Genomic DNA, 21,034 nt, shown 5'->3' on the forward strand with positions numbered 1-21,034 from the left:
TAACTAAAAGCCATTACTTTATGACTATAGAACTACGCGGAGTAGAATTCGTGAACAAAGGAGCCGAGCTTATGCTTCGCGCCATTTTAGATCAACTCCGAACGCGATACCCCTCGGTTGTAATAATAATGCAAACGGGGTCAAAAACACCAAAAGAAAAATTAAAAGCCAGCAACATCGGTATAAAATTCAGCAGCGAGCAATCAAACCGTAAAGGAGCGATGATACCCGGCTTTATACGTAGAATGTTTGGCTACTATCTGGAAAAGGAAGTTGATGTTGTTATAGATGCCTCGGGCTTTGCCTTTGGCGATCAATGGGGAGCACAATATGCCGAGCGCAGGCTGGGTGCTCAAATAAGTAAATGGAATGCCGATGGTAAAAAGGTGATCCTGTTAGCGCAAGCGTTCGGCCCGTTCGAGGATGCTGAACTAAAAGTCGTAATGGCCAAAATTGTTGATAAGGCCAGCCTTATCTTCGCCCGAGAAGAAGAATCATACAAACACATAACTGGTGTTAAAAATAGTCCGATCATTAAACGATCGCCCGATTTTACTAACCTGATAAAAGGTAAAGTACCTGCTACGTTTGATAAGCAAGCGCATGAGGTAGCTATCATACCTAACTACAAAATGGTTGAGAGCAAGGCATCGGCACAAGGCGATTATATTGAGTTTTTAAAACATGCCATTGCTACCACCCGCAACCTTAACCTTAAACCATACTTTTTAATACACGAGGGTAAAAGGGATGAGGAGTTTGCCCACCAGGTAAACAAGATGTTGGATGTGCCGCTGGCCGTTATCAAGGAGGATGATCCGCTGGTTATTAAAGGGATTATTTCGACGGCGAAGTTCATTATTTGCTCAAGGTTTCATGGTGTTGTAAGCGCGCTGAGCCAGGGTGTGCCATGTGTTACCACAAGCTGGTCGCACAAATATGCTATGCTGGTAGCCGAGTACGATTTTACTGAAGGCCTGATCAATGATCTGAATGATTATACTACAGTTGATGCCTTAATACAAAAATTAGCTGTACCGGCTAACCGCGATGAAGTATCAGCACGCTTACTTGAGCGAGGCAAAGAGCACAAAATAAACTCGGCCAAAATGTGGGAGCAGGTTTTTGAACTGATAGATAAAAAGAAAGCCTAAGCAAAAGACAATAAGCAAAAAAAAGCAACCTGTCATGCCAACGGGTTGCTTTTTTTATTTTATGAGGTTGACACAATCAGGTGTGTCGATTATTTTTTCGAACTAACTTTATCTCGAGCCGTTAATTGGGGTTAATTAACGTGCAGTGATTGAGTGCTTTTGAAATCAGATTTTTTATTGAAGAATATCTGATGTTTATCGTAGGCTTTTTGCGCCTGATCAGCTTCGGGAAACAACAGATCATCAATTTCAAACAAACCATCCATCCAATCGCGGGCGTCCATTGCCGAGCGCCAAACTACATTGTCTAAATTGGTGGCGTAAATTTCATTTTCGGCCAGGTAACGTGCATTGATCCATTCTTTTGAACGTTGATTGTTCAACACGTCGATCATGGCGTAGATCTGTTTCCTGACGTCGTTGCCAAAGCAATCAAACGGACTGCATTTAATGGCATTCAACTCAAGGAGTGTAATTGCGTTACTGATTTCTGTAGGGGTCATTTTCATTTAACTTTTGAAGCTTATACATTTATACGAAGCAATTACGGCAAATGTTATACAAAACAAAAAAAAAACTGATTATTGTGATATATGAGTTATTAAAATTCGATTAGTATGTAATTTTTTTACATTTTGGTTACGAATCTCTTGTGTAATAGCTTGGTTGAGTAAATTTTTGAACTGATATTTCATAGGTATTGTATTCCTCAAATGTGGTTGTTAATCCACATTTGAGGCAAGTTTTTATATAGATGTAATAAATAAGATCAGTCGTTATTAGCGTTCGGCTTTTTTTCGGTATAGCTCAGGGTATCTATCAATGCCTGGTTATACTCTTCGAGCAATGAGATATATTTATCTTTCCAGTTATTGTTTTGATGATCATCGTCTGAGGGTTGAGCTTTGGGTATTAATGATTTTGGTTGCTCCGGAGGAGTAACAAGGTGGGGAAACTCTGCCGAGAAATCATATTTAATTGCAGCGCCTATTCGTATAATTATTTCTTTCTTTAATCGAGCCTGATTGAACCAGTTGTAAAATGTACGTCTGTTAATATTCATTATCTTAGCCAGATCGCTCAGGTTTACACCTTTGCGGCGAATAATATATTCAACTGTCTTTCCGTAATGATTATGCATATTTTTGCGATGTTGCCAATTTGTTTATAAATAATTTGGGTTTATGTAGCTTACTGTTCTAAAATTAGTCATAAAAGGCACAAGGGCAAACCGTTAAGCTACGGTTGTTCACTACTACACACAAACTTTCACTTCATTTCATAAACCTATACTAAAACGTGTAGAGTATTGATTATTATATATATGATATATAATAAATAAGTGTTTGAGTTACATGAGTAACCTTTTATGTTGGGTAACGTATAAGATATTAACTATTGGTAATAAAACAACATGATTCCCGGCACGCTGCGCCGGGTTTCGCTTTTATATACCGGTACATCTGGCTCACCTTTTGGCCACATTTGTATATTGCTAACTTAAACTCTAAGTTAAATTAAATCACAACTTCTCAATTATCGCCACAAGTAGATGTGTAATCTTCATTTAAAGCACTGATAAGCATACATTTGTGTACTGTATTTTATGTTGTGCGATGGGGCCGGATAGTACGGCTTACCTTTCCGGCTTTCAGTTGATCGTGGTTAGCCTGCACTTGGTGTATCAATCTATCTATTTAATTCATATAATTTAATTTAAGTTGTTTTACCATGAATAAACTACTTATAGGTATGCTTATGTTGTTAGGTTATCAGCAAGGTTTTTCAAAACCTGTGTTGAATGCCGCAACTCAGGCAATACCTGATACTTGCAGCCCGGTAAGTACGCTGCCATGTTCGGCACTTAAACCTACCTTACCTTATCAGCTTAATTTTGACGCGGCGGTTCCAAACACCATTCTTGATAAGAACCAGGTTGGAACCGGCTTCACCACGGTTAACACCTACTCAGGTACCCGCATCTCAACCGATCCTAAAATTTACGACGCTAAAGTACCAGGCTATGTGCCTTCAAAAATTACTGTTACCGGCGGGCGTTTACAGATAGTAGCCGGTAAAGGGATAGATTACCTGTCAAACAATAATATGCTCAATACTTTGGGTATACAGGTTAGCGCGGCAAAAAGGTTAATGCTCGAGGTAAAACTCATCAATCCGTTTTATGGCGAGCAATCGCAACAAGCCGGTTTATGGTATGGCCTTAACGATAAAACATTTATAAAACTGGGGGTTACAGGTAACAAAGTAGAGCTTCGTAGGGAGATAAATGATGTAACCAGTACCAATACAACAAGTACTAATCAAGACAGACGCATTACCGGAGTTATTTCCGGTTTAAATACTAAAACCGTTTCGTTGCGTTTGGTTATTGACTCAGCCATGCAAACGGTAGATGGCTATTACTCAACAGATGGTGTTAACTACATTAATGCAGGCTCTGTTGGTTACCCGTTGGCCAGTGTAAGTTTGCAGGGTACCGGTTTAACATCGGGTACACTTTACGCGGGCATATTCTCAACTTACCGTAGTGGTGCAAGCGCTGTAACATATACTTATGATGACTTTACTGTAAGCTCTTTAACTACAACTGGTTTTACTGGTTGCTCGCCATTAAGTACAATACCCTGCCAAAACTTAGATGTACAATTACCATTTAGTTTAAGCTTTGATGCATCAGTTAACAACAGTATTCAGGATAAAAATGGTTTGGGTACAGGTTTTACTACAGTAAATCCGTATTCAAAAGCACGATTTAACATTGATGGTAAGCCAAAATTGACTCAAGTGCCCGGTTATGAGCAAGATAATATTAATTTAGTTAATGGGCACTTGCAATTAACTACCAACAAAGGTAATGATTATACAACTAATAACAGTCAGCTTAACGTTTTAGGTGCGCGCATCAATGCTTATGGAAAAACACAAGTTGATTTGCGGATGATCAACCCATATAATGGTAATGCTGAACAGCAAGGCGGTATATGGTATGGTTTTAACGATAAAACATTTATAAAACTCAGTATAAAAGCTAATAAAGTTGAGTTGCGAAAAGAGGTGAATGATGTTACCAACAATGGTAGTGATTATGTTAGGGTAACTGCAGTAATACCTAACCTCAACACCAAAACTGTCGATTTAAGGTTGATAGTGGATGATGCATCGCAAACCGCGGAAGGATTTTACTCGATTGACGGCGGGAATATTTATACAAGTACAGGTGCTACTGGATACACTTCGACAACGCTATCAATTGCAGGTACCGGTTTAGGCAACGGTACCTTGTTTGCTGGTTTGTACGGAACATACCGTAATGGTACAGTGCCTTTTGTATACACCTTTGATGATTTCAAAATATCAAGACCGCAGCCTCCGATACCAACTTTGGCGTTGACTAAGGATACCTTGCATTTTACCGTGATAAAAGGCGGACAAATATTGCCCGATTCGGTAGGTATATCGGCTAATACAGCGTTGAACTCGTATACTATAGAGAAAACTGAAGCTCCGTGGCTTACGCTGCCTACCAACCTCACTAATAATTTAGTGTTTGGAGTTGGCAATATCAGCTCGAGCCTGGCAGTGGGTGATCATCAGGCGCTGGTGACTTTCCGCTCCGAAGGGTTTACACCTAAAAGCCTGCTGATCGATCTGTCGGTTATTGAACCGCTAACGCCAAAGGTGATGAATGTGAATTTTCAGGATGAACAGACCACACCGCCTTTGGATTATATGATAGATTATGGGCAGGCCTATGGCGAAAGGATAGGGCGGCAGCAGCAGTCGGGCTTTACATATGGTTGGCGCAAAAAATCCGACGGTACTCCGCTTAGTTTGGTAGGTAACGGCAGGGTACGTACCTTGCCCGAAGATATTTTGTTAGCTACCGTAATGCACATGCAGGCCAATCATATTACAAGTAGCTTTACCGGTGTGAAAACTGAGGGCTACTGGGAAATGGCCGTGCCTAACGGAAATTATAATGTAACCGTAAGTGTAGGCGATGGTAGTGTTGGTGCCGCTGTTGAAAAGCACACCATAAATATTGAAGGTATAAACGCTATCAATAGTTTTATACCTCAAGGTAAGGCAGGCGACAATGGTCGTTTTTCAACCAGAACAATCAACGTTAATGTGGCCGATGAAAGGCTGACCATTGATGCTACCGGCGGAACAAACACTAAAATAACTTACGCCTCAATAGCGCCGGTGAGTACAGCGCCTTATTTATATACGGATCTGAAAAGCCAGAACATCGTACTCAGAAAAGGGGCTGATAGTGTGAGCTCATTCAAATTAGTGATCGGCAACTCAGCCAACGCTAATTTAAATTACGATATACAAACAATATACGAGGGAGCAAACACCGGATGGTTATCAGTCACTAATAGCCAAAGTGGTAAACAGTTAACTAAAGTATTTAACTATGCGGCAGCAAATAATCTGCCTTATGGTACCTATTATGCTACGTTAAAAATAACTGCCGCTAACTATACAAGTACTATATTAAAGGTTCAGTTAAACGTGGTTGATGGCCAGCGCCCTTATGTAAAAGGCTCAAACCCTCCAAATGGCGCTACCAATGTAAGCCTTACAACATCAAGTGTGTCAGCAAATTATTTACATGTGCCGGTTGTTGAAGGGTATAAAGGTGGAGTAGATAATGAAACCATTGATAGTACCACTGTAAGGTTTTACAAAGTAGTTAATAATGTTTTAACTCGCGTGAGCGGCACTGTGCAGGGAACCGGTGGTGGTGATGCTGTTAGCTTTTCGCCTAAAACTTTATTAGAGCCTTATACCAAATATAAATTTGAGATCACATCGGGTGTGAAATCATATTCAGGGGCCGCATTTACGCCTTACGAACTTTACTTTACTACCGGAGCTGCTGATGTTGATTCGAGCCAGTTCCTTTACGCTCAGTTCCAGAAAATACCTATCCCTGGTACGCAAAACATCAAATATTCAACACTGACATTTGGCCCTGATGATAAATTTTATGCCTTGCGTATGGATGGCATCATTGAGCGTTTTGATGTTGACCATACCACCGGTAACTTGAGCAATAAGAAACAGATAAAAACACTTACCAACAAGTATGGCATGCGTACGGCTATTGGTTTAGCGTTCGATCCACGGTCAACACCAACGCAACCTATAGCGTGGGTAACACATTCATCCTATGGGTTAGATAACGCGCCTACTTATGATGGTAATATATCACGTTTAACGGGTGATTCACTTAGTAACGAAGAATTGATCATAAACAAACTGCCACGCTCAACCCGCGATCACCTGACTAATAGTATTGCTTTTGGCCCCGATAGCGCGCTTTATATATCACAAGGTAGTAACAGCTCGGCCGGGTTATATGATGACGATTGGCAGCGAAACGAAACTTTGCTTTCGGGTGCTGTGCTAAAATTAGATCTGAATAAACTGACAGGTATAACCCTGCCGCTTAACGTGCAAACAAGCTCATCTCAGGCTGTAATTAACGCCGCGCCTGCTAATTCCATTACCATGAGCGATGGCAAGTATAATCCATATGCCACAAATTCACCGCTTACAATATTTGCTTCAGGAGTGCGTAATGCTTACGATCTGCTTTGGCATTCAAACGGACAATTATATGTGCCAACCAACGGTTCTGGCGGTGGTGGTAAGTCGCCGGGCTCGGTTATAGGTACACGTCTGCCTGATGGCACTTTTTATAATGGTCCTGAAATACCGGCTACTCCAACAGGTAAAAGCGTACAGGTTCAGGTTGACTGGCTGTTCCGCGTTAACCCGAAATTGGGGGTAGGCTACTATGGTCACCCTAACCCGCTAAGAGGCGAGTATGTGATCAATAGGGGATACCTTGATAATGCATTGTACTCTCCGGCCATTACGGCCGATGCTAATTTCAGGATTGGTTACAACTTTGGCCTAAACCATTCGCCAAACGGGGTTATTGAGTACAAGAGCAATAACTTTAACGGCGCGCTTAAAGGTAAAATACTGGTATGCCGCTTTAGTGGCGGTAGCGATATTACGGTATTGGAGCCAGGCTCAATGGTTAAATTACCTGATACCGTTTTGCGCGATACGGCTTATAACATCATCAAGGTCAACACAGGCTCAAGCAATACCGGCTTAACAGGTATGTCGGGCTTTGCTAATCCGTTAGATGTAGTAGAGGATGTTACCAACGGTAACTTATACGTAAGTGAGTTTAACTGGAATGATAACACCAACCTGATGGCGCAAATAACACTGCTTAAAGCTCAGGCACAACCAAGCCCGGCACGTGCACGTTTGGCTGTTGCTTTAAACAAGGAGGAAAGTGCCGATCCTGAAGTTCAAAATGGCGATTACTGGCTAACCATCATGAACCAGGGCGATACTACGCTGACCATAAAGGATATTGATCTTTCCGGAGCGGGAGCATCAAACTTTAAACTGGTTGATATGATCAAGCCAAGCGCGCAAAAGCCATTGTTGTTAGCCAGTCAAAGCGCGGTATCATACAAGGTGAGCTCGCTTGATCTGAATAATAAGCCTGCCGAAGCCGTAATGGCCGTTACCACGGTAGATGATACGGTGAAGCGGGTAATTCTAAAGAATGTATTTGCTGATACATTAGCACAAGCTAACCGCAAACTTATTAAGCCTGCCGATGCGTTGAACAAGCCTGTTGTTAAACGTGCATTGATAGTATACCCTAACCCGGTTACAGGTAGCACGGTAAATGTGGCCTTAAAAGGTTTTGCAGTTAACGAAACTTACGATGTAAGCGTTTATAACAAGGATGGTAAAAAACTGCTCACCAAAAAAGTGCAGGTATCTACCGAAGGTACAACACAAACAACATTCTCTGTTGGTAATGATTGGTCGTTAGGGTTGTACATTATCCGGGCGGTTGGCCGGGGTACAACAGAAGCTGCTAAATTTATATTAGACAGATAAAGATAAATCAGCACAACCTATACTGCATTCGTAGTATAGGTTATGCTTTTTATATAACGATAGCCTTTTGGACTGATATTAACTTTTTGATCTCGGCATTGAATGCATCAAAGGTTGATTTTGGCTTATCAAACAACGGTTCGAGGTATGATATCGCCATAATATATACCTGTATACTGTTTAATAAATGCGTTAATATAGTATCAGCAAAAGCCTGCTGGCTTGTTGAGTTTGATATATAATGGCTGTTGTACGAAAAAAAGCTATGGATACTTTCTGCCTGTTTCACAGCATTTCTCACTTCCCTGATAGATAAATGAGTGTTGATATGCCCGCAGGCAGTAGCGAAATCAATCTTTACCGGCGACGGCAGATCGGTATCCGCATTATTACTTAAGTCGCTATCAGTTGGTTCGGCTTCGCCGGCCAGTTGAAAATGCTTGCTGTTTAACCATTGTAAGCCCGAAAGCAGTTCAGGTAACCCATCCGAATTTTCAATAAGGTAAATGCTAATCACCGCATCGGCAATGCTTACCTGTAATTGCTTGAATTGAGTTGTGTTTAAATTAGCCCCTGCATCCAGGCAATGGTGTATACCTTGTAACCCCGATAGTATATTTTTGGCCATGTTGCCAAGAATTTCGAGTGTTTTATCGGCTGGTTGAGCATTGTGGTTCAGGTAATTTGTTTCGAAAAATTGAGTAAACTCAGATATTCTTATCTTAATGTCTACCAGCGACTGTTGCATACACGAGAAGTTTTTTCGCTAAAATAGTTACATATGCACACAAAAAAAACACCTGTACATTTTATCTTAAAAAATAATTCGCTGATCGGCCGACCAATGAATTGTTTTTTACAATAAAATATAGAGGTGTTCTTCCTTTAACTTACTCGTTTTTACTTAAGTTGTTATAGTGACTTAAGTAGTAACATATTGTATTTTTCGAGCAAATTAACGTATTTATCTTTGTATATCTCGTCGTCTTGGTTGGTAGTAACTGTACGTTGAGTACCAAAACCGGTAGGCTTGAATTTATGTACTGATTCAAATTCTTCGCTGGTAAACATCTCAGGGAATTCCTGCGAAAAATCATGACGTAGTATAATACCTATATGTAGTATAACATCCTTTTTAATATAAGGCTGATTAAACCAGTTATATATTGATCGGCGGTTTACATTCAAGTTTCTGGCTAAATCACTAATGCTATAGCCATTCTTTCTAACTCTGTACTCAATTAGTTGTCCGTGGTGTTTGTTCATGGGTAAGTGTAAAGTTGGTTTAGTTAATGTAAAGTTCGGTTTGCATATCACAGCTTATTTTCACAAGCTTAATATGAGCGAAAGGTCGCAATAAGATTTCAAAAATTGTACCCTTGAACGCATTGTGTCCCCATACTGTGTAAAATAGTGACACGATGAGGCGAACCTGTGTATCATTCATAAATATTTGTAAGCTTTAGTATGAATTTCGTAATTCTTGTTTCACTTATTTGGGTCAAAAGTATTTTCGCAAAGCTGCGCTTGACATATAACAAGTATTACAACTCATTAGAATAAAATAAGAATTTATGCGTTTGTGGCTGTTTTTTCTAAACATCGCACGTTTAAACCTATATTTTATAAGCCTGATTTATGGCTTTTTAAGGTGCCCAAAAATGGCCTGATCCTACTCAAAAAGCATCTTCCACAAAAATTATACAAACTTGCACGACCTGATACACACTTTATAAAATGGGGTATTATTGTAATAAACATGGCCTATTTTTATGAAAAATTTAATGATATGAAAAGAATTAAACTAACTTCTAAAAACGCCCGCTTGTCGAGTTCAATAGGAAACGGAAAAGTGTGGATGATGAAAAGCGTGACCTTTTTAGTGTTAATAGCCTTAATGTTTGTAGGTTGTAAAAAGGACAAATCGGACGAGGACAGCAGAGATACCGATTACGGTTATGCTAAATTAACTGTAACTGTTGAGAAAAAAGCACACGTTGCGTACGGTGGTGGCGATAAATATGCTGAGTTTGATATTAATCAAGGTACAGCTACTTATTATATACGTTACAAACGTAACTATCCTCTTGATCTGCAAGTTACTCCACTTGAATCTGATCAACGAGTAAATATTAATGTATACAGCCGCGAAGAAAAACAAATCTTCAACCTGAATGAAATTAAACAAGCAGGTGTATTGTGGACAGCTAAAGTAACCATACCATAATTTCTAAACATAAATTTAAACCAGCAGCAGGGCTCCTCATAATACATGAGGAGCCCTGCTCGTTTTTGGGCAATTTTATTTATAAACATGCTTTAAAACACTTGCTCAAAATTCAGGCTGTTGAATAATAAATTGATTGCTTTGTGTGCCTGTATTTCATATGCTATACAAAAAATGGAACACCTTGAAAATCAGTAAAAACTTGTAGTGATTTATAGTGTTATTTGCCTACCACATTATAAAATCACTCAATGAAACGCTTATCCTACCTTTTTGCATTATTTGCATGCTTTTTAGTGGCATGTAATAAGGAAAAAACAATCCAACCCCAACAAACCCCGGTTAACGATGACACAGAACTTTCAACCAGCGCACTTGCTGATGAGCCTGTAGCGCCGTACACTGTGCGTACCATTGCCGGCAAGTTTGATGAATCGGGCAAAGTTAACGGCCCCGGACCGCAAGCCAGGTTTTACAAACCGCACGGAATTTTTGTAAATGGCGATGGCAGCCTTTACATTGCCGATTTTTTTAACGGCGCTATCCGTAAGATCAGTATTTACAATAAGGTAAGCACTGTTGAACTACCGCCCGAGTATTCGCAGGGTGGCTTACTGCCCGAAGCTGTAACATTAGATCCGGGAGGCACCATACATATAGTAAGTACCGCTTATGGTGTGCGCATTTACAATAAAGATCGTGGCATAAACATAGTAAGCCGTATTGGTAATGCCGACTCGAACCTGGATATGGAGCGCGATAGCGAGAGTACCATGTGGTTTGTGAATGATAATAGCCTGTGTAAAATTGTTAAAAGAGTTATTACCCGCAACGTGGTAAACTTTTCAGACTATCTGGATCAATATGAAACCCTGCGCGGAATAGGGGTAGGCCCTAAAGGTGTTAAATATGTAAGCACCGCTACCAAACTTTTTAAAGTTAGTGCCGACGGACAAATAACAAGGCTTTACCCGCAGCAGCGCTTTATATTTATAAGCGGTATTGCTGTAAGTAAAGATGGTAACACCTTATACATTGCCGATGGTAACGCCATTAAAAAGATAGACAATAGCGGCATCTCAACAATTACCGGCCCTTATGGTAATGATGGGCGCGACGGCGTTGGCCGCGAAGCCGATGTTGTGGCCGCTAACCTGGCTATATCAAATAGCGGTAAGGCATTATTTGTTACTGATACCCGCAACACCATCCGCAAAATTACATTACCATAAGTATTACAAACAACAAAAGGGGCTAAAGCAGCCCCTTTTGTTATAATCTTTTTTCTCAGGATATTAATATCCGCCTTTAATATGCTTTAGCAACAACTGATTGTAATGCTCAAGCAAAACTATGTACTTATCTTTCCATAGTTTGTTTTCGGCCTGATCCTTATCTGATATCATATCGGTTTCGTGTTCTGATTGTTCGGCCATAAAATCCTCCGGGGTAAAGAGTTCCGGAAATTCAACTGAAAAATCGTGTTTAATGATGCCACCTATACGATGTATAACTTCAGGCTTTAAATATTTTTGATTGAACCAATTGTAAACACATTTACGGTTAATATTTGATGAACGTGCAAGCTCACTTATACTTATCCCTTTTTTTCTGATCACAAGTTCAACGATCTGTCCATAATGTTTATCCATGATTCCCTACCAAGTATATAATAATGTCGATATTATCATTACCTTATTTAATTAACGGCAATGAGTTTTTGTTCGTCTGTTTTTACAATTATCACGCAATTCAGGTCCTTTAAAACCATAAGTACCGAATTGCCGGTTATATCTTTTATTTCGCCCTGTTTATTCATAAAAGGGCCTTCCTTTACCTCAACCATATCGCCAACCTTTAAATTTTCAATGGGTACGGTTTGCAGCTCGGCATAATTTTGCACCAGGAATTTTATCCTTTCAATTTCCTGATCGTTGATCAGGGCTGGTTTGCCATTGTTGCGCACAACGCTTACCACACCATTAGTTTGCATTACCTTTTCAAATAGTGACGTATCTTCTTTAACAAAGATGTATGAGGTAAATAGGGGAACCTCTATGATCTTATAACGGTCAGCCCACTTCCGTTTAGAGCGTATTAATGGGCAAAAACTCTCAATATGCTGTTGCTTTAACAAATGCTCTACTTTCTTTTCCCACCGCGCCCGTGTATACAGCACCATCCACTGTTTTTCGCTGGCTTGAATCATTTAAAGTTTTCAAAAGGTATTACAAACGTTAAAATTACGCTAAAGTTGCAGGCTATTTATAACGCGCTATGGCATTGTGTATCAAGTTGTGAAAGTGTGAACGGTACACTTCCCAAATTTTACGTTTGGCAAATTTTTGCCCTTCATGTGCACCAAACCTTGATTTTTAGGCTCGATAATTGATAAATGCCACCTTTTTTGCACACGAATTACTCATTATTTCAACGATTGCACAATCCGCTCACAACAAGGCTTTTAGGCGGGTTTCTGCGGGCGGTAAATATTAAATTTGTAGCATATTGTATTTGATACACCCCTACATAATAACATTTAAACGTATTTACTAAGCTGAAGATGAGCAATCTCAAAACGATAACGGATGGAATAAGTATAAGAAATGTCAGGTTGATATTCCTCTATGTTGCGCTGCCTTTAAGTTTGATATTTATTTATGTTAGCAGCAAAAGTTTTGAAAGGGTAGCCGTTAAACAGCAGGTGAAAGCCTCCATAAGTAACGGCTTTTTTATTGCCTCTGAGCCAACGTTTGATGTGATCAAGATCAATTTTCAGGATGAAACCACCAGCCAGCCGCCGGGTTGGCTTAAAGATTTTGGCGAACCATTTTCAACACATTCAGGTACCACCCAGGGCCTTGAGTTGATGTACGGCTGGAAAAATGTTGAAACACAACAGCCGCTTGATATGACCGGAAACGGCAGGGCACGCATTGAACCCGAAGATGTTTTGCTATCAACCCTGATACACATGCAGGCTGATGATATTAATGGTTTAAGATATGGTCCTTTTGATGGTGTAAAAACCGAAGGTTATTGGGAATTGAAATTGCGTAACGGCGTATACAAAGTTACTGTGGCTACCGGCGATGGCAGTGTGCACAAAGCCAAAGAAGTAGATTGTATAAATGTTGAAGGTGTACCAGCCATTAAGGATTTTGTGCCTTTTGGTAAACTGCGCAGCCCTGGTCGTTTTAAAACTAATACGGTTACAGTTACCGTTAACGATGGTTTTTTAACGCTTGATGCCAAAGGTGGTATCAATACCAAACTTTGTTATGTAGAGGTTGAGCCTTTAACCATATTCCCTTACGCTTATATATTGCCTAAACAGCAGGATATGCTGGTTGTGAAAGGCGCGGGCAAGGATTTGACCGTACCTGTAGTTGTTAAAAACTCACTCGATATAAATGCCGAGTACAAAGTTAGCGCCGAATACGAGGGCGATGCCAAAGATTGGTTGAGCTTCCCGAAAGTTATAAAAAGCGGCGATTCGGTATTGGTATGTAAATATGCTAAAACGGCCTCATTAAAAGCTGGCACCTATTACGCGAGGCTAAACCTATCTGCCGATGGTTTTAACCAAAGCCGGGTAACCTTACGTGTGCGTGTGGTTGATGGTAAAACGCCTTATGTTATCAGTTCGTCGCCGCATCTTGGCGAGTGCTTGTTGAACAATGCCAGTATATCAGCAGGCAGTATTTCGGTACCGGCTGTAAAAGGTTTTAAAGGTGGTGTTGATAACGCTACTATTAATGATCATACCGTACAATTATTCAAGGTAACTTCAACCGGTGTGTTACCGGTGCGTGGTACAGTGCAAGGTACCGGTGGTGGCGATGCTATCAGCTTTACCCCGCTTACCCAATTGGAGCCAAGTTCAGTTTATAAATTTGTGATAACAAGCGGTGTTAAATCATATTCAGGTGCTGAGTTTACACCTTACGAAACTACCTTCTATACAGCGGCAACAGCCATTAATCCCGACGAGATCATCAACGCCGAGTTTGTTAAGATACCTATCCCGGGTACTCAGAAGAAAAAGTATACCTCATTAACCTTTGGTCCTGACGGGCGTTTTTATGCCTTGAGGATTGATGGTGGTATTGAGCGTTTTGAGATAGATCACAGTACCGGTTTGCTTAAAAACGTTAAACAGATAAACACACTCACTAAGAAATACGGAGCGGTAACCGCTATCGGCCTTGCATTCGAGCCTTCATCTACCAAAGAGAACATGGTTGCCTGGGTATCTTACTCATCAGCCGGCGAAGAAGAAATGCCAATGTTTGATGGCCGCATCTCACGCCTGTCAGGCAATGCCCTGCAAAACGAGGATCAGGCCATCATCAACCTGCCACGTTCAACACGCGATCACATGGTGAACAGTATAGCCTTCGGGCCTGATGGTGGTTTATACGTATCAGTAGGTAGTAATACCTCAGCAGGTATGTACGATAAAGGTTGGCAACGTGATGAAACACTGCTTGCAGGTTCTATTTTAAGGTTAGACATCCCCAAGCTAAACAAATATAAATGGCCGCTTAATGTACGCACTACATCAAACCAAAGGTTGATAAACAAGGCTCCGGCAAATTCTATTGCCATGGCCGATGGTACTTACAACCCTTACAGCGTGGTGTCGCCGCTTACTATTTACGCCTCGGGCATACGTAATGCCTACGATCTGGTATGGCACAGCAATGGCCAGCTCTATGTGCCTGCCAACGGATCGGGAGGTGGTGGTAACTCGCCAAAATCAGTTAAAGGTACCCGCCGTCCTGACAATACTTTTTACAACGGCCCTGATGTTGAAATGACCAATGATGTGCCCGTACAGCGCGATTGGCTGTTCCGCATCAACCCGGATAGGGGCATAGGCTACTTTGGCCACCCTAACCCATTGCGCGGCGAGTATGTAATTAACCGTGGCAGACTTGATAATCCGGTTTACAAGCAAAAAGTTGTGGCAGATGCCAACTATCGTGGTGCCGCGTTTGATTTTGGCTTCAACAAATCGCCAAACGGCGCTATTGAGTACAAAAGCGACAGCTTTAACGGTCAGCTTAAAGGCAAGCTATTAGTTTGTCGTTTCAGCGGCGGTGGCGATATCATGGTGTTAGAGCCGGGCGCCAAACAAAAGGTAGCACTTACCGATGTTAAGAATGATAGTATTTATGACATCAGCAAAACTGCCAGCGGTGCCGGTAACTATGGCCTTGAAGGTATGGGCGGTTTTGCTAACCCGATTGATATTGTTGAAGATACGCTGACCGGTAACTTATACGTGAGTGAATTTAACTGGAATGACAACCCGAACCTGATTTCGCAGATCACCTTATTAAAGGTTAATCAGAAAAAGGTACAGAATGGGTTGCTGGCTAAAAATCGTTCGCTTAACCGTGAGGCTTCAAAAAAAGTAACTGATTAATTATACCGATATATAATGCATTTCCTAAACTCTTAACCAACTGAGGAATGAAAAAATTTTACCAGCAAAGCTTACTGAAAGTTGTTGCATTATTAATGCTTTTGGTGCAATTGCCCAACGCTGTTTTTGCAGGAAAGAACGCTGCTGTTTTCAAGGAATTATCGCAGGTTGCACCATGCAGCCCGGTGAGTACATTAGATTGTAGCGATATTAATGTTGCCTTACCCTACACGCTTGATTTTAGCACGGCAGTAGCCAACACCATTGTTGATGACAACGGTGCGGGTACGGGTTTCACTACAGTGAACACCTTCTCAGGTACACGTTTAGCTGTTGATGGCCAACCAACTGTTGCGACAGTTCCGGGTTATGATGCGTCAAAGATCACCCTTACTGGTGGCAGGCTGCAATTGGTTGCCGCTAAGGGGATTGATTATCTAACAAACAATAATCAAATAAACGTATTAGGCGTACCGGTAGCATCAAAAGGGAAAGTACAGATAGATACTAAGGTGATCAATCCTTACTATGGTGGGCAATCGCAACAGGTAGGCCTTTGGTACGGTTTAAATGATAAAACTTTTATTAAGCTTACTATTGCAGGTAATAAGGTTGAACTTCGCCGCGAGATCAATGATGTATCATCAAATACAACAGGCACATCAAACCCTGATCAGCGTATTACTCCGCTTATCAATGGTCTGAACAATCAAACAGTAACCCTACGTATACTTATTGATTCGGTTACCAACTCAGCTGAGGGTTTTTACGCTCTTGATGGCGAGAACTTCACAAATGTTGGAGCGAGCTATCCAAGCACAACACTATCATTAGGTAGTACAGATTTAACAACAGGCTCGGTATACGCGGGCATTTATGCTTCGTACAGAAACGGCAGCAGCCCTATTACTTATACCTTTGATGATTTTGGTATTACCTCGTTAGCTGTAGCACCTGCTCCAACTACGGCTAATATCAATTTTCAGCCATCAAGCTCAGCTGTGCCTGCAGGTTATACTGCCGATACAGGTTTACCATATTCTGAAGCTCGCCAGTTCGGCTGGGTGCATCCAACAACCAAAGCGCCTCTTGACTTAACTGCCAACATGCGCGCCCGTACAGGCAGCGGCGATGCAAGGCAGCTTACCATCGTACAAATGCAAGCCAATACCAATGGCCAGGTACCAGGTACATGGGAGTATGCCATAGCTAACGGCACTTACCGTGTTACCGTTAGCGCGGGCGATAATGGTTACTACGATAGTAACCACCAGGTAAATGTTGAAGGCTTGCCTGCAATTGCCGATTTTGTCGGAACCGCATCAACTAAATTTCGCACCTCAACAGCTGTTGTTACCGTTAGCGATGGTAAACTTACGGTTGATGCATCGGGCGGCACTAATACAAAATTAAACTACATCACCATATCACCGGCTACCGCCATTACTGATAACACCGCGCCAACTGTTGGTGCACGTTTTGTAGGTACGCTAAAATCGGCCAATACTTATGATGATGAGGTGCAGGTAGTTTTAACCGCGGCAGATGCCGGAGGTTCAGGCCTTGCATCTTTTCAATATTCTATAAATGGCGGTGCATATGCTAATTATAAAGCACCATTTACTTTACGCACGCCGGGTAACCACAACATCAGGGTACGTGCTACTGATGCCAATGGTAACCAAACCACCAGCGATCCATACAACTTTAGTATTGTAGCTCAGAGCACTTCAGGTGGTTATATGGTATTGAAGAATATGGATAACTTCCCTTCAAATGATCGCCTGGTGTTTTCATTTATACAGGAGCCGTGGAGAAGGTTAACCCCTGATACTACTCCGTATAATGCCAACCACGATCGTGTAAAGTTGAGGATAAACAATAAGGGGACCGGCAGACTTACAGTATCAAATCTTACTTTATCCAACCCCGCTGCATGGAAAATTGTATCAGTTGGTAGCGATGCAACCGCTGCTATGCCTGTTAATATAGCAGCAGGTAGTTACAGCGAAGTAACTGTACAGTTTATACCCCCAAATGCTGATAACAGGGTGAAGATATTTACTGATACGCTTAAGATAACCAGTACCGATAGCATATCTCCGTTAAAGAATGTTATACTAAGCGGTATTTGGCAAAAGGCAGGCGAAAGCACAAATGAACCTTATGCACAACAACTTGTTAATGCCTTTGGGTTTGGCACTGTAATAGGGTATGGACACAATGATGGCAATAACCGCGGAACAACACGCGTATCAAACTCAAGCGAAATAAACGCTAATTATTTTAGACGTGCCGATCCATCGAAACCGATTACGGTTATACAGGTGGCAGCTTATCATGGTTGCTGCTCAACAGTTGAGTCGATAAGATATTTTACAAAAGGCTCAAGCTCAAATCCGAATATCTTTACACATAACCCTTTAGATGGTCAATCTATTTTACCAAGGTTAATTGGTTCAAGTACCAATCTGGCTCAAAATACATTTAACCATGATGGTATATTTGGTTTCAGAGTAGGTAACTCATCGTCAGACCGTACACAGAATTATAATGGCCTGATTGGTATGCGTGTATTGAAAGCCCTGGATGAGGCGGGTAACGTAATACCTAATGCCTACTTCCTGAATTGCGATATTCTGGGTACATCATTCACCAATTACGATTATCAGGATAATATATACTATGTAGAGAATATTCGTCCGGATTCGGGTTCGGTAGGTTATTCGGAGCTGGTGGCCATGCCAACCAAAACCATCAATTACGCACCGGCCATGACGGGGACTACTACCTCGTACACCCTTACCATTAAAAATAACGGACAAACCTATCCAAGCGGTGGTAATGATCCGGCTATACAGTTAAGAAGTGTGCGGATAGAGGGGCAAAATGCCTCTGAGTTCAGTATACCATCATTTACCGGTTCAACACTGGCGGTACAGGCTACCCGTAATCTTACAGTTAGGTTCTCGCCAACAAGCGCGGGTATTAAAAATGCCGTACTATTAATTAACTATAACAGCGCTATGGCGCCGTTGCGTGTGCCTTTATATGGTATAGCAAATACAAATACAGCAACAGTTACCGCGGTAAAACGCATAAAGGGTGGTGTTAATGTGAGTGCTAATTATGGTGGTGTGCCTTATGAAAATGATTCGCAATACCGTAAAGGCTCTATCAAGCTTGATGTACAAACGCCAATAACCACTGTGGCGGCAACCGATGTTGACTCGCTCTACAAAACATATTTATCGGCAGCGGCTGATCTGGCTGAAACAAGGTACGAGATACCGCTTGCCAATGGCCAGTATCAGTTACGTTTCCACTTTGTTGAGAATTACTGGACGGCTCCGGGTTCGCGTGTGTTCAAAATAACGGCAGGTACGCAGGAGTTGGTAAATAACCTGGATATAATCAGCGAGGTGCCATACCGTACAGCTATGGTTAAAGATTATACGGCCACAGTAACGAATGGTACACTGATCCTGAAATTTAACCCTACGGCTAACCGTGTGGCTGTGGCCGCGTTGGAGATATACCGGGTGCAAAACAACTCATTGTTAGGTAACAATGGCATCGATCTGATATCGTCAGACCCTCTTGTGCAAACGCTGCTTGCATATCCTAACCCGGGCACGGGCAGCAATGTAAACCTTAAGCTTAGCAATTTTGCCAAGCAGGAGAAGGGTACATTAGTAGTTACTGATAGCTTTGGTAAACAATGGCTAACACAAAATTACTCGGTTGACGACCAGGGAGCGGGCTCACTTAATATGAACTTCCCTACCAAGTTGCCGCGTGGTATATACGTTATAAACGCTCAAACCCAAACGGGTAAAAAGGTGTATACCAAGCTTATTGTTGAGTAAATATTGATAATTACAACATAGTTTTTTTAAGCTGCGCCCCGCAAAAGGCGCAGCTTTTTTTTGCCCCTATTTTGTGATTACAATAGCGGCTAAATAGCCCTAATTTTAAAGTGTTGCCAGGGCTGCTATGGGCACAGTTTTACGAGTAGTATTTTCATAAAAAGTATGAAGCTCAGCGAGAAATCTGACTGTTTTTGGTGTATAACGCAGTATAAACAGACCGAAGTACCACCTCAAAAGTTTCTTCTTTGACCACAAATTGTTTTACACATGCAAAGTAATTGTGGTTGATTTTCTCACAACTTTCACGTCGTTTTACATAAAGGTATCAACCCCGCCAAGGGAAGAAATGTAAAGGTTATTTTGCTAATATTTGTTATAAATCAAGCTTGGGTTAATAATATCAAAGCAATTGATTGAATTATTTGCGAATTTAATATTTAGAAAGATTGGTTGTGTGACCGGGTTGGCGGAGCTCTTTCTAAAGGTTATATAAAAAAGGAACAGCTAAACAATCATTATAACAGTAATACCCATGAAGAAAATTTCTGCCGTAAGGTTCGGTCTTTTAATAAGCATAGCAGCTATACTATTCAGCTCATGCGGATCAACCAAAAAAATACGTTATTTTCAAGATTTGCCTGAAACCAGCCAGGCCAATGAATTTAGCGCTGCCGAATATGTAGAACCTACCATTCAGCCCGACGATATATTAGCCATTACCGTTACCACTAACGATCCGTTGGCAACTAACGCAATTAACAGCCGTAACGGTGGTTTAACCAACACTGCCGGCGCTAATCCGCAAGCAGGCATGATCACTCCGGTATCAGGTTACCTGGTTAACAAAGCAGGTTTTGTTGAAGTGCCTACTTTGGGTAGCATTAAACTATTAGGCTTAACCACCATGAAGGCACGCGAAACCGTGCGCGACAAGGCTGCCAAGTTTTTTGTTAACCCGGTGGTTGATGTACGCTACTCAAACTTTAGGGTAACCGTACTGGGTGAGGTTAACCGCCCGGCATCATATGTAATACCTAACGAGCAGGTAACCCTGTTAGATGCTATCGGTTACGCGGGTGACCTTACCTTCTTTGGCAAGCGCAACAATATTACCCTGATTCGTAAAGATGGTGTGGGCCGTAACATATCTGTAAAGATCGACCTTACCAAAAAGTCAGCCATGAATTCGCCTTACTTCTACCTTAAGCAAAATGATGTGATCTATGTTGAGCCAAACAAAACCAAAGTGCTTAACAATGATAACAATGCTGCCAGGTTCATTACTATTGCCGCGACCGTGTTTACAGCTATTATTTTAGGCGTCAGATACCTGTAACATTCACCTGCTAAAATAAAATCACTCAAAAAACTTAGT

General features: G+C 41.4%; 13 protein-coding genes. 7 read left to right on the forward strand and 6 right to left on the reverse strand.

Going from position 1 to position 21,034, the window contains the following annotated elements; all coding sequences use genetic code 11:
- Nucleotides 1–20 precede the first annotated feature (20 nt).
- On the forward strand, nt 21–1,154 hold the full coding sequence (locus tag IM792_RS15485) for a polysaccharide pyruvyl transferase family protein (protein WP_194102802.1): 1,134 nt from the start codon (nt 21–23) through the stop codon (nt 1,152–1,154).
- A gap of 131 nt (nt 1,155–1,285) precedes the next feature.
- On the opposite strand, the gene IM792_RS15490 is transcribed toward IM792_RS15485, so the two are convergent.
- Both IM792_RS15490 and IM792_RS15495 read right to left on the reverse strand, forming a co-directional pair.
- Nucleotides 1,286–1,657, reverse strand: coding sequence for a hypothetical protein (locus IM792_RS15490; protein WP_194102803.1), 372 nt, complete (start codon nt 1,655–1,657; stop codon nt 1,286–1,288).
- 266 nt (nt 1,658–1,923) lie between these two features.
- Entirely contained in the window at nt 1,924–2,295 is a 372-nt protein-coding gene (locus IM792_RS15495; protein WP_194102804.1) for a helix-turn-helix domain-containing protein, read from the reverse strand.
- Nucleotides 2,296–2,885: 590 nt separating this feature from the next.
- On the opposite strand from IM792_RS15495, the gene IM792_RS15500 reads away from it, so the two are divergent.
- Entirely contained in the window at nt 2,886–8,126 is a 5,241-nt protein-coding gene (locus tag IM792_RS15500; protein WP_194102805.1) for an Ig-like domain-containing protein, read from the forward strand.
- A 49-nt stretch (nt 8,127–8,175) separates the two neighbouring features.
- Here the strand turns inward: IM792_RS15500 and IM792_RS15505 are convergent, their stop codons facing one another.
- Both IM792_RS15505 and IM792_RS15510 read right to left on the reverse strand, forming a co-directional pair.
- A complete protein-coding gene (locus IM792_RS15505; protein WP_194102806.1) occupies nt 8,176–8,874 on the reverse strand; it encodes a hypothetical protein in 699 nt (232 codons plus the stop codon).
- A 164-nt stretch (nt 8,875–9,038) separates the two neighbouring features.
- Complete coding sequence (locus IM792_RS15510; RefSeq protein ID WP_194102807.1) at nt 9,039–9,392, reverse strand: hypothetical protein; 354 nt, start codon at nt 9,390–9,392, stop codon at nt 9,039–9,041.
- Between the two features lie 316 nt (nt 9,393–9,708).
- On the opposite strand from IM792_RS15510, the gene IM792_RS15515 reads away from it, so the two are divergent.
- Together IM792_RS15515 and IM792_RS15520 are read left to right on the forward strand one after the other, a co-directional pair.
- Nucleotides 9,709–10,353 (forward strand): hypothetical protein, encoded by a 645-nt coding sequence (locus tag IM792_RS15515; RefSeq protein WP_194102808.1) that lies wholly within the window; start codon nt 9,709–9,711, stop codon nt 10,351–10,353.
- 251 nt (nt 10,354–10,604) lie between these two features.
- Nucleotides 10,605–11,585, forward strand: a complete 981-nt coding sequence (locus IM792_RS15520) for a hypothetical protein (protein WP_194102809.1) — start codon at nt 10,605–10,607, stop codon at nt 11,583–11,585.
- Nucleotides 11,586–11,648: 63 nt separating this feature from the next.
- Here IM792_RS15520 and IM792_RS15525 read toward each other — a convergent pair whose 3' ends face one another.
- Nucleotides 11,649–12,005 (reverse strand): hypothetical protein, encoded by a 357-nt coding sequence (locus tag IM792_RS15525; RefSeq protein WP_194102810.1) that lies wholly within the window; start codon nt 12,003–12,005, stop codon nt 11,649–11,651.
- A 47-nt stretch (nt 12,006–12,052) separates the two neighbouring features.
- The gene (locus tag IM792_RS15530; RefSeq protein ID WP_194102811.1) at nt 12,053–12,562 is read right to left on the reverse strand and encodes a UpxY family transcription antiterminator; all 510 of its coding nucleotides are present in this window, start codon (nt 12,560–12,562) and stop codon (nt 12,053–12,055) included.
- 354 nt (nt 12,563–12,916) lie between these two features.
- Here IM792_RS15530 and IM792_RS15535 point away from each other — a divergent pair, with 354 nt between their 5' ends.
- The 3 genes from IM792_RS15535 (at nt 12,917) to IM792_RS15545 (ending at nt 20,995) form a co-directional block, all read left to right on the forward strand.
- Complete coding sequence (locus IM792_RS15535) at nt 12,917–15,787, forward strand: PQQ-dependent sugar dehydrogenase (protein ID WP_194102812.1); 2,871 nt, start codon at nt 12,917–12,919, stop codon at nt 15,785–15,787.
- Nucleotides 15,788–15,834: 47 nt separating this feature from the next.
- Nucleotides 15,835–19,656 carry a malectin domain-containing carbohydrate-binding protein gene (locus IM792_RS15540; RefSeq protein ID WP_194102813.1) on the forward strand — a complete coding sequence of 1,274 codons (3,822 nt, stop codon included), beginning with the start codon at nt 15,835–15,837 and terminating at the stop codon, nt 19,654–19,656.
- 535 nt (nt 19,657–20,191) lie between these two features.
- The gene (locus IM792_RS15545) at nt 20,192–20,995 is read left to right on the forward strand and encodes a polysaccharide biosynthesis/export family protein (RefSeq protein WP_194102814.1); all 804 of its coding nucleotides are present in this window, start codon (nt 20,192–20,194) and stop codon (nt 20,993–20,995) included.
- Nucleotides 20,996–21,034: the final 39 nt, after the last annotated feature.

The sequence above is a fragment of the Mucilaginibacter sp. JRF genome (genome assembly GCF_015223065.1).
Lineage (GTDB): Bacteria > Bacteroidota > Bacteroidia > Sphingobacteriales > Sphingobacteriaceae > Mucilaginibacter.

What these genes read in the sequence shown, in the direction of transcription:
- IM792_RS15485 (WP_194102802.1), top strand. Translation starts at nt 21, where the DNA reads ATGACTATAGAACTACGCGGAGTAGAATTCGTGAACAAAGGAGCCGAG.
- IM792_RS15490 (WP_194102803.1), bottom strand. Translation starts at nt 1,657, where the DNA reads ATGACCCCTACAGAAATCAGTAACGCAATTACACTCCTTGAGTTGAAT.
- IM792_RS15495 (WP_194102804.1), bottom strand. Translation starts at nt 2,295, where the DNA reads ATGCATAATCATTACGGAAAGACAGTTGAATATATTATTCGCCGCAAA.
- IM792_RS15500 (WP_194102805.1), top strand. Translation starts at nt 2,886, where the DNA reads ATGAATAAACTACTTATAGGTATGCTTATGTTGTTAGGTTATCAGCAA.
- IM792_RS15505 (WP_194102806.1), bottom strand. Translation starts at nt 8,874, where the DNA reads ATGCAACAGTCGCTGGTAGACATTAAGATAAGAATATCTGAGTTTACT.
- IM792_RS15510 (WP_194102807.1), bottom strand. Translation starts at nt 9,392, where the DNA reads ATGAACAAACACCACGGACAACTAATTGAGTACAGAGTTAGAAAGAAT.
- IM792_RS15520 (WP_194102809.1), top strand. Translation starts at nt 10,605, where the DNA reads ATGAAACGCTTATCCTACCTTTTTGCATTATTTGCATGCTTTTTAGTG.
- IM792_RS15525 (WP_194102810.1), bottom strand. Translation starts at nt 12,005, where the DNA reads ATGGATAAACATTATGGACAGATCGTTGAACTTGTGATCAGAAAAAAA.
- IM792_RS15530 (WP_194102811.1), bottom strand. Translation starts at nt 12,562, where the DNA reads ATGATTCAAGCCAGCGAAAAACAGTGGATGGTGCTGTATACACGGGCG.
- IM792_RS15535 (WP_194102812.1), top strand. Translation starts at nt 12,917, where the DNA reads ATGAGCAATCTCAAAACGATAACGGATGGAATAAGTATAAGAAATGTC.
- IM792_RS15540 (WP_194102813.1), top strand. Translation starts at nt 15,835, where the DNA reads ATGAAAAAATTTTACCAGCAAAGCTTACTGAAAGTTGTTGCATTATTA.
- IM792_RS15545 (WP_194102814.1), top strand. Translation starts at nt 20,192, where the DNA reads ATGAAGAAAATTTCTGCCGTAAGGTTCGGTCTTTTAATAAGCATAGCA.